This window comes from Streptomyces sp. MMG1533, assembly GCF_001279775.1.
Taxonomy (GTDB): domain Bacteria; phylum Actinomycetota; class Actinomycetes; order Streptomycetales; family Streptomycetaceae; genus Streptomyces.
The window spans coordinates 135,636-150,502 of record NZ_LGDG01000225.1; the positions used below are offsets into that span (position 1 = coordinate 135,636).

General features: G+C 71.4%; 10 protein-coding genes and 1 pseudogene. 2 read left to right on the forward strand and 9 right to left on the reverse strand.

The features are described 5' to 3' along the window. Window positions 1-58: 58 nt before the first annotated feature. The 3 genes from ADK57_RS26925 to ADK57_RS26935 all read right to left on the reverse strand — a co-directional run bounded on the left by ADK57_RS26925 (window position 59) and on the right by ADK57_RS26935 (window position 3,224). The gene (locus ADK57_RS26925) at window positions 59-1,066 is read right to left on the reverse strand and encodes a hypothetical protein (protein ID WP_053752205.1); all 1,008 of its coding nucleotides are present in this window, start codon (window positions 1,064-1,066) and stop codon (window positions 59-61) included. A 35-nt stretch (window positions 1,067-1,101) separates the two neighbouring features. Continuing rightward, complete coding sequence (locus ADK57_RS26930) at window positions 1,102-1,596, reverse strand: methyltransferase family protein (protein WP_053752166.1); 495 nt, start codon at window positions 1,594-1,596, stop codon at window positions 1,102-1,104. 125 nt (window positions 1,597-1,721) lie between these two features. Next, window positions 1,722-3,224, reverse strand: a complete 1,503-nt coding sequence (locus tag ADK57_RS26935) for an MFS transporter (RefSeq protein ID WP_053752167.1) — start codon at window positions 3,222-3,224, stop codon at window positions 1,722-1,724. A 235-nt stretch (window positions 3,225-3,459) separates the two neighbouring features. Between ADK57_RS26935 and ADK57_RS26940 the strand changes: the two genes are divergently transcribed. After that, on the forward strand, window positions 3,460-3,990 hold the full coding sequence (locus ADK57_RS26940) for an SRPBCC family protein (RefSeq protein ID WP_053752168.1): 531 nt from the start codon (window positions 3,460-3,462) through the stop codon (window positions 3,988-3,990). Window positions 3,991-4,002: 12 nt separating this feature from the next. Here the strand turns inward: ADK57_RS26940 and ADK57_RS26945 are convergent, their stop codons facing one another. The 5 genes and pseudogenes from ADK57_RS26945 to ADK57_RS26965 form a co-directional block, all read right to left on the reverse strand. After that, window positions 4,003-6,816, reverse strand: coding sequence for an NHLP bacteriocin export ABC transporter permease/ATPase subunit (locus ADK57_RS26945; RefSeq protein WP_053752169.1), 2,814 nt, complete (start codon window positions 6,814-6,816; stop codon window positions 4,003-4,005). Between the two features lies 1 nt (window position 6,817). Beyond that, a complete protein-coding gene (locus ADK57_RS26950) occupies window positions 6,818-9,043 on the reverse strand; it encodes an NHLP family bacteriocin export ABC transporter peptidase/permease/ATPase subunit (RefSeq protein WP_053752170.1) in 2,226 nt (741 codons plus the stop codon). Continuing rightward, a complete protein-coding gene (locus ADK57_RS26955; RefSeq protein WP_053752171.1) occupies window positions 9,040-9,846 on the reverse strand; it encodes an HlyD family efflux transporter periplasmic adaptor subunit in 807 nt (268 codons plus the stop codon). Before ADK57_RS26955 ends, ADK57_RS26950 begins: the two co-directional genes overlap by 4 nt. A gap of 120 nt (window positions 9,847-9,966) precedes the next feature. Next, window positions 9,967-10,182, reverse strand: a complete 216-nt coding sequence (locus tag ADK57_RS26960; protein WP_053752172.1) for a hypothetical protein — start codon at window positions 10,180-10,182, stop codon at window positions 9,967-9,969. Between the two features lie 454 nt (window positions 10,183-10,636). Continuing rightward, window positions 10,637-11,050 (reverse strand): annotated as a pseudogene (locus ADK57_RS26965) (PaaI family thioesterase). Window positions 11,051-11,236: 186 nt separating this feature from the next. On the opposite strand from ADK57_RS26965, the gene ADK57_RS26970 reads away from it, so the two are divergent. Next, the gene (locus ADK57_RS26970) at window positions 11,237-12,571 is read left to right on the forward strand and encodes a S1 family peptidase (RefSeq protein ID WP_053752173.1); all 1,335 of its coding nucleotides are present in this window, start codon (window positions 11,237-11,239) and stop codon (window positions 12,569-12,571) included. Between the two features lie 118 nt (window positions 12,572-12,689). On the opposite strand, the gene ADK57_RS26975 is transcribed toward ADK57_RS26970, so the two are convergent. Next, window positions 12,690-14,843, reverse strand: coding sequence for a SpoIIE family protein phosphatase (locus tag ADK57_RS26975; protein WP_053752206.1), 2,154 nt, complete (start codon window positions 14,841-14,843; stop codon window positions 12,690-12,692). Window positions 14,844-14,867: the final 24 nt, after the last annotated feature.

Consider the following 14,867-nt stretch of genomic DNA (forward strand, 5'->3'; position numbering starts at 1 on the left):
ACACGGCTCTCTCCTTTCCTCCGACTTCGCTGGTGGGGTGCTCTGCGATCTCTCCGGTTCAGCTCGTCGCGCTCGCGATGCGCAGCGGTACCGGGTCCGGGGGAGCGTCCTCCTCGTTGCGGCGGACGATCTCCGCCCACCAGGACGGGCCGTCCTCGATGTGACGCAGGAGGATGCCTTCGCGGATCGCCCACGGACAGAGGGTGAGGGTCCTGAGCCCGGTCAGTTTCATGGCCGTGTGCGCGACCACCGCGCCGGCCAGGCTCTGCCCCGCCCGGGGCGCCGAGATGCCGGGGAGCTGGGCGCGTTGGGAGGCAGGCAGAACAGCCAGGCGGGCGACCGCCTCCCGTAGGTCCGCGCGGTGTAAGCGCCGTTCCTTGAACGGGCCGTGCCGGCCGGGCGGGGCCCCGCACAGGCGTCCCAGTTGTTGGAAGGTGCGCGAGGTGGCCACCGCGGTGTGCGGCCCTTCCCAGCGGATCCGGCCCGCCACGTCCCGCAGTTGATGGCGGACCTTGCGGCGCAACGCGCGTACCAGCTCCGGCTGCGGCGGATCCTGGCCCTCGAAGAACTCGTGGGTCAGCCGGCTCGCGCCGAGCGGCAGTGAGGCCACGAAGTCCGGCAGACGGCCGCGTCCGAAGGCCACTTCGAGCGATCCGCCGCCGATGTCCAGCAGGGCGAGCGGCCCCGACCGCCAGCCCATCCAGCGCCGCGCGCCGAGGAACGTGAGCTCGGCCTCCACCTCGCCCGGCAGGGTGCACAGCCCGACTCCCGTCCGGGTCCGTACGGTACGCAGCACCTCCTGACGGTTCGGGGCGCTGCGCACCACCGCGGTCGCGAAGGCCAGAGGGCTCGCCGCGCCCCAGCGGGTCGCGGTTCTGCTCGCCTCGGCGACCGCCTCGACGAGCCGTTCGACCGCATCCTCCGGCACCGGGCAGCCGGGCTTCACCTGATCGGAGAGTCTGAGGCGCCACTTGGCGGTGTGGACCGGCAGTGGCACCCCGCCCTCCGCGTCCGCGACGACCAGTCTGACCGTCTTGGATCCCACGTCAACCACGCTGATTCGCATGCCCCGTGGGTACCCAGTCGCGGCATCGCCCAACGTCAGCCGCCGCGCCACGGACGCAGTCTCGGCCACCAGCCCGGCACCGCATTCCGGTACCGCTCGTACTCGGCGCCGAACCGGTCGCCGAGCGCCGGCTCCTCGTACCACTTCGCGAACGCCGCCATCAGCAGGCCGGCGCACACCCCGTACAGGAGCAGGACCGGCCGGGCGAGCAGCAGCGCCTGGCCGCCGATCACGGCGACCACCGCGACGTACATCGGATTGCGCACATACCGGTACAGCCCGCCGACCACGAGGTGCTCGGTGGGGGCGACCGGTGCGGGGGTGCCGAGGCCCTCGCGCACGAACCGGGTGAAGGCGGACAGCAGGACCACCGCGCCCGCGGCCGACGGGACGACGCCGAGCAGCCGCACCGGCGGCCACCAGTCGCCGGCCCGCCACCCGGTCAGCCACCACGGCACCAGGACGGCGACGGTGCCGGGCGCGAGCGCGAGAAAGAGCGTGCTGCCGAGCGCCGCGACCGGTTTGCGCATACGGCCACGATGGCAGCTCGCCCCTGCGCCCACCACGGTTCCGGCGTCCCGGACGGCGAAGAGGGGCCGCCGTCTCCCTGCAGACGGCGGCCCCTCGGCCTTGACGGCGGCTCGGTCGAGCCGGATCACATATGGACGACCGGTGCCGCCTCCGGGTCCTGCTCGGGTACCCCGCGCCGGTAGAGCAGGAAGGCGATCAGCGCGCCGGCGGCGAAGAAGCCCGCCGACCACCAGAAGGCGGTGGTGTAGCTCTCGATCGTCGCCTGGGCCTGGACCAGCTTGCCGGTGGCGTCCTTGCCCGCCAGGTAGTCGGTCGCGGCGCTCGCGGCCAGCGTGTTCAGCAGGGCCGTACCGATCGAACCGCCCACCTGCTGCATGGCGTTGACCGTGGCGGAGGCGACGCCCGCGTCCTCGGCCGCGACCCCGCCGGTGGCCAGTTGCATGGCCGGCGGCATGACGATGCCGAGGCCGATGCCGGTCACGATCAGCTGCGGGAGTACCGCGGTCGTGTAGTCGGAGCCGACGCTGATCCCGGTCAGCCAGGCCATGCCGATCGCGGCGACCGCGAATCCCAGCGGGATGACCGCCTTCGGCCCGATCCGCGGGACCAGCGTGGTCGTGCTGAGCTGTGCCGCCACCATCAGCGCGGCGACCATCGGCAGGAACGCCACACCGGTCTTGGTCGGGCTGAAGCCCAGGTTCAGTTGCAGGTAGTAGGTGAGGAACAGGAACACACCGAACATGCCCGCGCCGGATATCAGCACGGCCAGGAAGGAGGCCGCGCGGTTGCGGTCCAGCAGGATGCGCAGCGGCAGCAGCGGGTGCGCGGCGCGCGTCTGCCACCAGGCGAACGCGGCCAGCAGGACACCGCCCGCGATCAGGAAGCCCCAGGTGGCGGGGGAGTTCCAGTCGTGCGTCTCCGCGTTGGAGAAACCGTAGACCAGGGAGAACAGGCCCGCGGCGACCAGGATGGTGCCCGGCACGTCCAGCTTGGAGTTCGAAGCGTCGCGCTTGTTGGAGAGCAGCAGCCAGCCGCCCGCGAAGGCGACGACGGCGATGACGACGTTGACGTAGAGCGTCCAGCGCCAGTCGAGGGCGTCGGTCAGGACGCCGCCGAGCAGCAGACCCACCGCACCACCGGCACCGGCGATGGCGCCGTACACGCTGAACGCCTTGGCGCGCTCACGGGCGTCGGTGAACGTCGTGTTGAGCAGGGAGAGCGCGGCGGGCGCGAGGAGCGCGCCGAAGGCACCCTGAAGGGCGCGCGCGGTGACCAGCATTTCGAAGTTGGTTGCGGCGCCACCGAGGGCGGAGACGGCCGCGAAGCCGACGACACCGACGAGGAAGGCGGGCTTGCGGCCGAACAGGTCGGCTATCCGGCCGCCGAGCAGGAGCAGGGAGGCGAACGCCAGGGCGTACGCGGTGACGATCCACTGCCGGTTGCCGTCGGAGAACCCGAGGTCGGCCTGGGCCGACGGCAGGGCGATGTTCACGATGGTGGCGTCCAGGACCACCATCAGCTGGGCGAGGGCGATGACGGCGAGGATCCACCACCGCTTCGAGGCGGGCGCGGAGGACGCCGCGGCGGCGCTCTCCGGGCCGCTCTCGGTCAGGGTCTTCTGGGACATCGGGGAACCACTCCAGGGAAGTCGTCCGACAGCGTGAGCATGTAAACGAAACGGTTTCGTACACGTCGAGGCTAGACCACTTTCAGCGAAACGGCAACGTTTCGCTGGAGGGTCCGACGCGGCTCATCGAGCGGCCGCGGTCCGTCGGCGGGATCGTGGAGGCGTGTGGTCCCAGCCGGTCCGCCACGTCGCACGGACGACGCCGGACGACCCCTCACCGAAGGAGTGATCCACCATGTCCGCCGACCTCACCGGCACCTGTCTGACCCTGGACGACGGCCGCTCTGCCATCTGCTTCAGCCGCGTCTACGATCATCCCGTCGACCGCGTCTGGCAGTTCGTGACCGACGCCGACGAGCTCGCCCACTGGTTCCCCGCCCGCGCCGAGATCGAACTGCACCCCGGCGGCACGATCACGTTCGGCGGTGACCCGAACCTGGAGGACTCGACCGGCCGGGTGATCGTCGCGGATCCGCCCCGGCACCTGTCCTTCGAGTGGGGCGGCGACGAACTGCATTTCGACCTGGAGCCGCTGGACGACCGGCGCGCACGCTTCACGCTCACCAACGTCCTGACCACCGAGGACACCGCCGCCCGCAACGGCGCCGGCTGGGAGGTGTGCCTGGCCGCGCTGGACGCGTGGACCCGCGGCGAGAACACCGACGGGCCGCACGCGGGGGCCGACGCGTCCTGGCGGGAGTTCTACGACGGGTACGTCCGGGCCGGCGTCCCCTCCGGCGCCCCCGTCCCCGGCCTCGACGCCTGACTTGTCGACCCCTCAGGCCATCTGGCGCCGCACCAGCTCGTGCAGCCGGCCGCCCGTGTCCGCGAGGAGCTGCGCGGGCGGGCCCTGCTGGGCGACCTTGCCGTCCTCCATGACGATCACACGGTCCGCGTCCAGCACCGTCGACAGGCGGTGCGCGATGACGATCCGGGTGGCGTTGAGGGCCTTGGTGCTCTCGATGACCGTGCGTTGCGTCTCGTTGTCGAGGGCGCTGGTCGCCTCGTCGAAGAAGAGGATGCGCGGCCGGCGGATCAACGCCTGGGCGATCATGAGGCGTTGGCGCTGGCCGCCGGAGACCGCGCCGCTGCCCGAGACGATGGTGTGCAGGCCCATCGGCATCCGCTTGATGTCCTCGGCGAGCCCCGCCATCTCGGCCGCCGCCAGCGCCTCCTCGGGCGTGTACGGCTCGGTGCCGCAGATGACGTCCAGGATGGAGCCGGTGAACGGTTGAGCGTGCTGGAGCACCACCCCGCACTGCCGGCGTACGGCGGACTGGTCGAGGGCGGCCAGGTCCTGACCGTCGTACAGCACACTGCCCGAGACCGGCCGGTCGAAGCCGATCAGCAGCCTGAGCAGGGTCGACTTGCCGCAGCCGCTCGGGCCGACGATCGCCACGAACTCGCCCGGCCGTACGTCGAACGAGACGTCGTCCAGGACCAGCGGACCGTCGTCCGAGTAGCGGAAGGAGAGCCGCCGTGCCTCGATCCCGCCGGACAGCGGGCCGGGGCGGGTGCTGGCCGTGCGCACCTCGGGCGTGGCGTCCAGCACCGGCCTGATCTCCTCGAACAGCGGCAGCGCGGCCACCACCGAGACGAAGGAGCCGGTCAGCTGGGTGACCGCCGTCAGCAGCATCGTCACCGAGGTGTTGAAGGTGAGGAACGCGGCGGCCGACATGGCCCCGCGCGCCGGACCCGCCAGCAGCATGAACATCACCAGGGTGCACAGCGGCAGGTAGACCGCGCCCATCACCGTGGTCAGGTTCTTGATGCGGCCGACCTTCTGCTGGAGCTCTCGGCTGCGCGCGAACTCGGAGGCCCAGGCCGCGTAGGCGTAGTTCTCGGCCGCCGCGACCCTGAGCTTCGGCAGGCCGCGCAGGGTCTGGAAGGCCTGGTTGTTCAGCTTGTTGCCGAGCACCACGAGCCGCCGCTGCCAGCGCACCTGCCACAGCCCCAGCCCCAGGAACACCGCGGCGATGACGACGAGCATGCCGATCGCCGCCAGTGCCATCGAGGCGCTGTACCAGAAGAGGAGTCCCAGGTTCATCGCGCCCACGGTCACCGACTGGGCGACCACCGGGCCGATGCCCGCCATCATCTTGCGGATCGCGCTGATGCCCATCGCGGCGCTCGCCAGCTCGCCGGTCGAGCGCTCGGTGAAGAACTTGGTCGGCAGTCTCAACAGCCGGTCCCAGACCGCCGGTTGGAGCGTCGACTCGATCCGGCCCTCCAGGCGGAGGATGGTCAGGTTCTGCATCAGCATGAAGGCCGCCGCCACCACGCTGCTGATCATCACGGCCAGACAGACCTGCACGATCAGGTGGGTCTGCGCCTTCGGCACGAACTCGCCCAGCACCTTGCCGGTGGCGATCGGCACCAGCGCCCCGATGGCCACCGTCACCAGACCACTGATCAGGAGGTTCGTCAGGTCGCCGCCCGTGCCGCGCATGCTGAAGCGAAGCAGCCCCAGCGGGCTGAGCCGGCGGTCGGGCAACGGACGGTAGAACATCACCGCGCGCGGCTCGAACTCCTCCGCGTTGGCTTTCTCGATCGGTGTCTCACGTCCGGTCGCCGGGTGCACGGACACATAGCCGCCGCGCCGCCACAGCAACGCGACCGGCGCACCCGACAGGGCCCGGTGGCCCACCAGCGGACCCACGTTGTCCCGCCACCAGCGGCCGTCCAGCCGTACCGCCCGGGTCCGCACCCGGGAGGCCAGCGCGATCCGCTCGACGGGATCGAGGCGGTCGCTCTCGGTGCCGGACTGCGCGGGCTCGGCAAGGGGGATCCCGGCCGCCCGGGCGACCAGCTTGCAGGCGGCGTAACTGGCGTCCGCGTCGGCGGCCGTGGTGCGCTTCGACGACTTGCCGATGGACGCCAGCAGCGTCCGGTCGGCCTGGGCGCGGACCGCCTCACCGGCCTTGATGCCGGCGGCCGTCCGCGTCTCGTGCGTGTGCTCCAGCTGCTCGATCCACCGGTCCAGCGTGGTCAGCAGCCGGTACTGCTGGTCGACCATGCTCTGCCACACGGCCGGGTCCATCAGAAGGTCGGCCGCCGCCTCCGCGCCGTACAGCGAGCCGTACTGCACGCTGCCCGGCGGGACCTGCATCCAGAACACGTCGTCGTCGGTGGGCGCGGCCGCCCGTTCGGTCGCCATCGGCGCCTGGAAGAGGATGGACAGACTGCGGCCGACGCCCAGGGCGAGGGCGTACTCCAGCGGGCTCGTCGTCGGCGGCACGTACTGGGGGTTGCCGTACTCGTCGTAGGACCACGTCTGGGTGTCCGCGGGCTGGTACAGCTCGCGCAGGTTGATCCGACGCACCGCGCAGTCCCTGAGCGGGCGGGCGACCAGGGTGTGCTGGGGCCCCGCGACCGGGCCGAGCAGCAGCGAGCCCGCCTCCAGACGGCCGAGGTGGTGCCAGTGGCCCTGCGCTTCGGCGTCGACCGCGAACAGGTCCACGGCCCCCGCCGCGACCAGCCACAGCACCTGCGGTCCCTCCAGATCGATGCGGCTGAGGCCGACGCAGTCGATCGGCGTGCCCATCGACCCGAGCGCCCCCAGAACGAGGTCTCCCTCGTGTGCGGTCGTCATCTCACCGCTCCCTGACCAGCTCGGCGTACGCGCCACCGCGCGCCACCAGCTCCTCGTGCCGTCCGCGTTCCACGATCGTGCCGTGCTGGAGTACGACGATCTCGTCGCTGTCGCGCACGGTGCTGAGGCGGTGTGCGATCACCACACAGGCGCAGCCGCGCTTGCGCAGGTTGTCCATGACCACCAGCTCGGTCTCGGCGTCCAGCGCGCTGGTGACCTCGTCGAGGACCAGGATGCTGGGCCTGCGCACCAACGCCCGGGCGATCTCCAGGCGTTGGCGCTGCCCGCCGGAGAAGTTGCGGCCGTCCTGCTCGACCCTGCTGTGGATGCCGCCGGGGCGGCGCATCACGACGTCGTAGAGAGCGGAGTCCCGCAGCGCGTCCACCACGGCGTCGTCGGGGATCGACGGGTCCCACAACGCCACGTTGTCGCGGACCGAGCCCTCGAAGAGGAAGACGTCCTGGTCGACGAAGGAGACGGACGCGGCCAGAGCCCCGCGCGCAATGTCGTCGATGCGCCGGCCGTCGATACGGATCACGCCCTCCCAGGGCGCGTACAGGCCGGATATCAGGCGGGACACCGTGGACTTGCCGCTGCCGGAGCCGCCGACCAGGGCGACCTGCCTGCCCGGGCCGACGGTCAGGTCGAAGCCGGAGAGCAGGGGCTTGTCGAGCGGGTTGTAGCCGAAGGTGATGTTCTGCAGCTCGACATGGCCCTGCAGACGGCGCGTGGAGTCGCCGGCGCCGGGGCGGCCGTAGAGCGGGTCGGCCTGGAAGTTCTCCACGTCCTTCAGCCGGGCCACGTCGGCCGCGAAGTCCTGGATGCGGCTCGCGACGCCGTTCAGGCGGGTGATCGGGGCGGTGAAGCGGGTGACCAGCGCCTGGAAGGCGACCAGCAGGCCGACCGAGATGCCGCCCTCCACGGCCCGCATCCCGCCGATCCACAGGATCAGCGCGCTGTTCAACGAGGCGAGCGTCGGCGCGACCACGCCCAGCCAGGCGCTCGGCACCCCGAGCCGCTGCTGCTCCTCCAGGGTGGTGGCGTGCTGCCCGGCCCACTTGCGGAAGTAGCCGTCCTCGCCGCCGGTCGCCTTCATCGTCTCGATCAACTGAAGGCCGGAGTAAGCCGTGTTGGTGAGCCGGGCGCTGTCGGCGCGCAGCTTCGCCGTACGGGTGGCGCGCAGCCGGATGACGACCCGCATGGCGACCACGTTGAACAGCGCCACGCCGATGCCGACGTAGGTGAGTTGCGGGTCGTACGTGTAGAGCAGCACCGCGTAGAGGACGACGACCACGGCGTCCACGCCCGCCGCCGCGAGGTCGCGGGCCAGTGTCTCGGCCACGGCGTCGTTGGACTGGAGGCGCTGCACCAGGTCGGCCGGGCTGCGCTGGGAGAAGAAGGTGACCGGCAGCCGCAGCAGATGGCGCAGGAAACGGGCGCTGGAGAGGGTGGAGGAGATGATGCGGCCGTGCAGCAGGTTCGCCTGCTGCAGCCAGGTCAGCACGAGCGTGAGCAGCACGGACGCGCCCATCGACGCGAACAGCACGCCGAGCAGGGAGGTCTGGCCCCCGATCAGGAACATGTCGATGTAGGTGCGGCTCAGCGCCGGTACGGCCGCGCCGACCACCACCAGCAGCAGGCTCGCCAGCACCGCCGCCGGCATGGTGCCCGCGGTGCCGCGCAGCCGGGCCGGCATCGCGCCCAGCACACCGGGCTTGCGTCCGCCCCTGGTGAAGCCCTCGCCGGGCTCCATGACCAGGACGACGCCGGTGAAGCTGCCGTCGAAGTCCTCCATCGGCACGAAACGGCGGCCCTTGCCGGGGTCGTTGATGTACACCCCGCGGCGGCCGAAGCGGCGCCCCATGCCGTCGTAGACGACGTAGTGGTTGAACTCCCAGAACAGCACGGCCGGCGTCCGCACCTCGGCGAGAGCGGCCGTGTCCATCTGCATGCCCTTGGCGGTCAGGCCGTAACTGCGGGCCGCCTTCAGCAGGTTGCTGGCCCGCGAGCCGTCCCGGGAGACACCGCAGGCGATGCGCAGCTCCTCCAGCGGAACGTGCTTGCCGTAGTGGCCGAGCACCATGGCCAGGGAGGCGGCGCCGCACTCGACCGCCTCCATCTGGAGCACGGTGGGCGTACGGACCGTCTTGACCTTGCCCGTGGGAACGGGGCGTCGCTTGGGCGGGGCGGCCCTGCGCCTGCTTCTGGTGTCCTGGGCGGCACTCACGGCAGCAGCCAATCGACGGGACGCTCGTCGGCCAGCCGGATCGAACCACTGGCCGTCGTCATGGAGGTGAGGGAGAACGGTGGCCCGTCCGCGGACGACCACTTGTAGCCGCTCTTCGTACCGGACGACTTGTCCAGCTTGACCAGCACGGCCACCGGCCGGCCGTCCTTGGTGAACTGCTCGCCGAGCTGGCTGTCCCCGAGGAACGCGCCGATCTGCTGGGCCGACTGGGCGGAGCGGTCCACCGTCTTCACATGGCCGCGCAGCACGCCGTACTCCTGCGTGGGCACCGAGGAGACGGTCAGGTCCACGGCGGCGTTCGCGGGAATGGAGGCCGCGTTCTCGGCGGGGACGTACACCGTCGCGTACAGCGGGTCGGTGGCGCGGGCGACCTTCTCCACGGCGGCGACGTTCGCGCCGGTCTGGATGATCTGGCCGATGGTGGCGGCGAGCGCCGTGACCCGGCCCGCGGCGACGGTGCGGACGACGGTGTCGCCCTCGGCCGTACGGACCTTCAGGACGGGGGAGTCGGCGGGCAGCCGCTCGCCCTGCTCGGCGACGACCGCGGTGACCTGACCGGCCACCGGGCTCTGCAGGATGTAACTGCCCTCGCCGTGGGTGAGGATCGCGGGAGCGCTGACCGTTGAGGCCACCGAGCCGGTCACCGCCCACACGGACGCGGCGGCCATCACGGCCACGGTCACGGAGAGGACGAGCCAGCCCTGAGGGCGGGCGAAGCGCACCGGAAGGTCGAGCTCCTCCGGCGACTGGAGCTTGGCGAGGGCCTGTTGGCGGAACTGCACGGAACTTCCCTCACCTGCGAACGAGTAAGGACCGGCTCGCGTGAGCCGGCTGGTCTACGACAACCGAGAGCCCCGGAGCCGCAGTACGGCTCCGGGACTCGAAGATCACAAAAGGTGCGATCAGATACCGGCGACCAGGCTGGTGACCGGGGCGGTGTTCAGGCCGGTGACACCCTCAACCGTGCCGACAGCCGTGTTGACCAGGCCGGAAACCGGGGCGATGCCGTCCACCAGGCCGGTGACGGTGCCGAGGGCGTTCACGGACAGGCCGCCGGAGACGTTGTCGAGCTCGGCGTCGGAGATCTCAACGGTCTCAACCTGGGGGGTGGAGTTCATGATGGAACTTCCCTTCATATGGGTATTTCACAAGGGGGGAGCGGCCCCCTCTGGGGACAGACGGACGGCCGCGACCGCAGGCGCCGGGCGCCCGTTTCCGAGAAGCCCTTGGCGGCTCCTGCGGTGCGATGGATCAAAGCACGCTGCGGGTCCGGGCATCCAATCAACCACCCGTCCCACCAGGGCACTTGTGCCGCAGGAGTACCCATCCGTGCAGGAGTGGGCACTGCTTGGCGGCGACTTCTTCACACATGGCACAGCTGTGTGCCAGTACGGGCCGCCGCCCCCGCCCTCGCGAATCCGACACTCCGCGCCAATGGCGTGAGGTGCGCCGTGGCTTGTGCAGATCCTTCGTGTGCAGTGACCTCGTTGGGCATTCGATGTGCAGATTCCCGGGAGCAAGGATTCGGTCCGGTGTTCGCGACGGAACGTCGCCGACCGATTGCCGAACGTGTCAGCCCAGTAGTGCGTAGACCGTGCTCGCTCGTGACGCGATCTGCCCGGACTGCGCGTCGGTCATCGTGATGTCGGCGAACGCCATCCGGCGGCCCAGCTTGGTGACGACCGCTTCGATCAGGACATCCGAACCGGTCACCGCCCGTTGGAAGGACGTGGACTGCTGCACCGTCGTCATCGGCCCGTAGGTGCCCCGGGCGGCCGACACGGCGATCACGGTCGCGGTGTCGGCGGCGGCCATCAGGGCCTACCCGGACAGCCCGCCGCCCTCCCGGGACAACCGCTCCGACCAGGGCAGACGCAGTCTCGCGCGGTCCTCTCCCAACGCCTCCACGCGCAGCCCCAGTTCGAGGACCCAGGGGGCGAAGTCGTCGGCGAGGATCTTGTCGGCTTCGGTCGTGGTCATCGTCATATGGGGGATTGTTCCCCGCACCGGGCCGCCGGGTGCGAGCCGTGGCCGATTCGGTGTTTCACGCGGGGCGCACGGAAACGGAATTGAACGCCCCGTGCGCACCGTGCGTACCCACTGCCATCCAGGCGCCCTTAACAACTGCCGGACATCGGCAGCAGACTCCGGTCCCTCAGGAGGTCGAGAAGTTTGAGTCACAAGCGAATTCCGAAGCGCAAGGCCGCGATAGCGGCGGGCAGTGTGGTCGCGCTCGGAGCGGCGGCGATCCTCTTGCCGAACGCCAACGCCTCCCAGGACGGCTCCTCGAACGACACCGCCGCCGCGCCCCGGACCCTGAAGGCGGGGGACGCTTCGGATCTCGCCTCGCAACTCTCGGGACTGCTCGGTGATGCGTTCGCCGGTTCCTACTACGACACCGACAGCCAGCAACTGGTCGTCAACGTCATCTCCGGCGACAACAACAACGTGATCGTCCAGGCGGAGAAGGCGGGCGCGAAGGTCCGCGAGGTCGAGAACAGCATCCGCGAACTCGAGGCCGGCGCCCAGACCCTCAAGGCCGAGGCGACCATCCCGGGTACCGCGTGGGCCGTCGACCCGCGGACCAACAAGATCCTGGTCACCGCCGACAGCACGGTCACCGGAGACAACTGGGACACCCTTGAGTCGACGGTCGAGAGCCTCGGCTCCGGCATGGCCACCATCAAGAAGTCGGCCGGCACCTTCAAGACGTTCCTCTCCGGCGGTGACGCCATCTTCGGCGGCGGCGCACGCTGCTCGGCGGGCTTCAACGTCACCGCGGGCGACGGCAGCCCCGCCTTCCTGACCGCCGGTCACTGCGGGGTCGCGGAGGCCGCGTGGTCCGACGCGCAGGACGGCGAGCCGATCGCCACCGTCGACCAGGCCACATTCCCCGGCGACGGCGACTTCGCGCTCGTGAAGTACGACGACCCGGCGACCGAGGCGCCCAGCGACGTCAACGTCGGCGACGGCCAGACCGTGGCGATCTCCCAGGCCGCGGACGCCGAGGTGGGCCTCGAGGTGTTCCGGATGGGCAGCACCACCGGTCTGAACGACGGTCAGGTCCTCGGACTCGACGCCACCGTGAACTACCCCGAGGGCACCGTCACCGGGCTCATCCAGACCGACGTCTGCGCCGAGCCCGGCGACAGCGGCGGCTCCCTGTTCACCCAGGACGGTCTCGCGATCGGCCTGACCTCGGGCGGCAGCGGCGACTGCACGGTCGGCGGCGAGACCTTCTTCCAGCCGGTCACCACCGCACTGGCGGCGGTCGGCGCGACGCTCGGAGCGGGTGACGCGGCGGGCGGCGAAGAGGCCGGCGCGGGTGAAGAGGCCGGCGCGGGCGAGGAAGCCGGGGCGGGCGAGGAAGCCGGCGCCGGTGAGGAAGCCGGGGCGGGCGAGGAAGCCGGCGCCGGTGAAGAGGCCGGGGCGGGCGAGGAGACCGGTACCGGTGAGGACACCGGCGCGGGCGTCGAGGACAACTCCGGCCTGACCGAGACCCAGTGATCCACGCGTCGAGAGCGGTTCGCCCCCACTGAGCCGCTCTCGACGCGCGAGGACACGGACCGGTCCGGCCCTCCGGCGGGAGGGCCGGACCGGTCCGTTTTGCCTTTCGTCCCCTCCTTCAGCCCTGCGACCGCGCTCTCAGCAGCAGCAGTGCCACGTCGTCGATCCGCTCCTGTGTGGCCGCGCTGTGGCGGACGAGTTCGTCGGCCAGCTCGTCCAGCGGCCGGTCCCCCGCCTCGGCGAGGCGCCGCCCGAGTCCGGCGAGCGCCTCCTCGATGTCGACGCCGGGCGACTCGATCAGCCCGTCGGTGTAGAGGACGAGCACGGATCCGGGAGCGAGGTCCACCTCCGTGGTCGGATACGTGGCCGAGCTGTCGATGCCCAGCAGCGGGCCGCCGGCCAGGTCCAGCACCCGCACCCGCCCGTCGGGCCGGCGCAGCAGCGGTGGCGGATGTCCCGCCCGGGCCATCACCATCCGCCCCCGGCCCGGATCGAGCCGCAGGTACAGACAGCTGGCGAAGAGATCCGAACCGAGGTCGATCAGCAGCCGGTTGGTGCTGCGCATGACCTCCTCGGGAGGCTGTCCCACGGTCGTGTAGGCGCGTACGGCGGTACGGATCTGCCCCATCAGCCCGGCCGCGGTCACGTTGTGGCCCTGCACGTCCCCGATCACCGCCGCCGCCAGCCCCTGCGCCGGCACCAGGTCGTAGAAGTCGCCGCCGATGTCCATGCCCTGGGTGGCCGGAAGGTAGCGCGCGGCCGCGTCGATACCGGGCAGCGGCGGCAGCGAGTGCGGCAGCAGGGCTTCCTGCAGGCCGTGCGCCAACTGGTGTTTGGCGTCGTAGAGCACCGCCCGCTCCAGGGCCTGCGCGATCAGCCCGCCCAGGCTCGTCAGCACCGCCCGCTCGTCCGCGGGGAAGGGGTGCGGCTCGGCGTAGGCGAGCACACACGTGCCCACCGGGCGGCCGGTGGCGATCAGCGGCAGATACGCCCAGGAGGTGAAGCCGTCGGGCGTGGCGTGCCGTTCCGGATACAGCCGCTCCAGCTGTTCCCGGGAGTCGAAGAACGCGGGCACACCGCTGGTCAGGACGTGCGTGCCCGGTGTCTGTTCGCTCAGCGGCAGCCCGTCGAAGCGTTCCACGACGTGCGGGTCCTCGTATCCGCGGTGGCCCAGCACATGCAGGCGGCCCGCCCGGGAACCGAGCACGACCAGGGCCTGACTGCCCACCGCCGGAGCGATCTCGTCCGCGACCAGCTGCACCACGTCCTGCACGCTCACCGCCTCGGTGAGCGCCCCGGCCAGGCTCAGCACCTGGGAGATGGTCACGAGCCGGGAGGGGGCGTCACCGGGCTGCGGCCCGGCCCGGCTCATCTCCGCCACCGCCCGGGCCCGGCTGATGCGCACGCTCAGTCCGGTCGTGCTCGGATACAGCCGGAACGACAGCCAGTCGCCGGGCGGGCGCAGCGCCACGAACGACGTGCTGTGCTGACTGAGCAGCGCGGCCCGGTAGCGGTCCTCGTACGCCGGGTCGTTGAGCCAGGGCACCGCCGCCCACAGCTGGGAGCCGAGCAGATCGCTCACCTGCACGCCCATCAGCTCGGCCGCGGCGGCGTTGGCGAAGCCGATCCGCCCGTGCAGGTCGAGCGAGCACAGCCCGTACGGCAGCCGCGCCACCATCCGCGCCGCCTCGACCGTGCCGAGCGTGCCGGCCGCGCCGCCCACCGTCGGCGCGGCGAGCAGATCGGGTTCGGCGTGCAGCGGGACGCTGTCCTCGACGGCCCGTTCCAGCCGTACCGCCAGCCGGTCGCAGGCCGCGACGAGGTGGTCCCGCTCCCGGTCGGACAGCTCCGGCGGATGCGAGCCGGGCCAGGTCACGAAGACCGCGCCGTACACGGTGGTCTCGGTGGCGACCGGCACCGCGGCCAGCGCGAAGGGGTAGGGCAGCACGACCGCGATCCGCGGATAGCGGCGCGCCATCTCCTCCTCGCCGCCCACCCAGACCAGCCGCCGTTCGCGCACCGCCTCGGCCACCGGGATCGGCGCGCTCAGCCCCACCCGCTCCCATGGCGCCGCGAACGCCCGGGGCAGACCCGCCATCACCGCCATCTCCAGCACCGACGCGTCGTCCGCCAGCAGATAGACGGCACCGGAGTGCGCGTGGACCTCGTCCATCATCGACGCCAGCGCCAGCGACAGCAGGGGCCGGCCGACGCGGGTCCTCGCGGTCACCGGCGCCTGTGCGGACGTCTGCCCGTCGGACACGCCGACCACCTCCTCGCCCGGCCGTGCGACGGG

What these genes read in the sequence shown, in the direction of transcription:
- ADK57_RS26925 (WP_053752205.1), bottom strand. Translation starts at nt 1,066, where the DNA reads ATGCGAATCAGCGTGGTTGACGTGGGATCCAAGACGGTCAGACTGGTC.
- ADK57_RS26930 (WP_053752166.1), bottom strand. Translation starts at nt 1,596, where the DNA reads ATGCGCAAACCGGTCGCGGCGCTCGGCAGCACGCTCTTTCTCGCGCTC.
- ADK57_RS26935 (WP_053752167.1), bottom strand. Translation starts at nt 3,224, where the DNA reads ATGTCCCAGAAGACCCTGACCGAGAGCGGCCCGGAGAGCGCCGCCGCG.
- ADK57_RS26940 (WP_053752168.1), top strand. Translation starts at nt 3,460, where the DNA reads ATGTCCGCCGACCTCACCGGCACCTGTCTGACCCTGGACGACGGCCGC.
- ADK57_RS26945 (WP_053752169.1), bottom strand. Translation starts at nt 6,816, where the DNA reads ATGACGACCGCACACGAGGGAGACCTCGTTCTGGGGGCGCTCGGGTCG.
- ADK57_RS26960 (WP_053752172.1), bottom strand. Translation starts at nt 10,182, where the DNA reads ATGAACTCCACCCCCCAGGTTGAGACCGTTGAGATCTCCGACGCCGAG.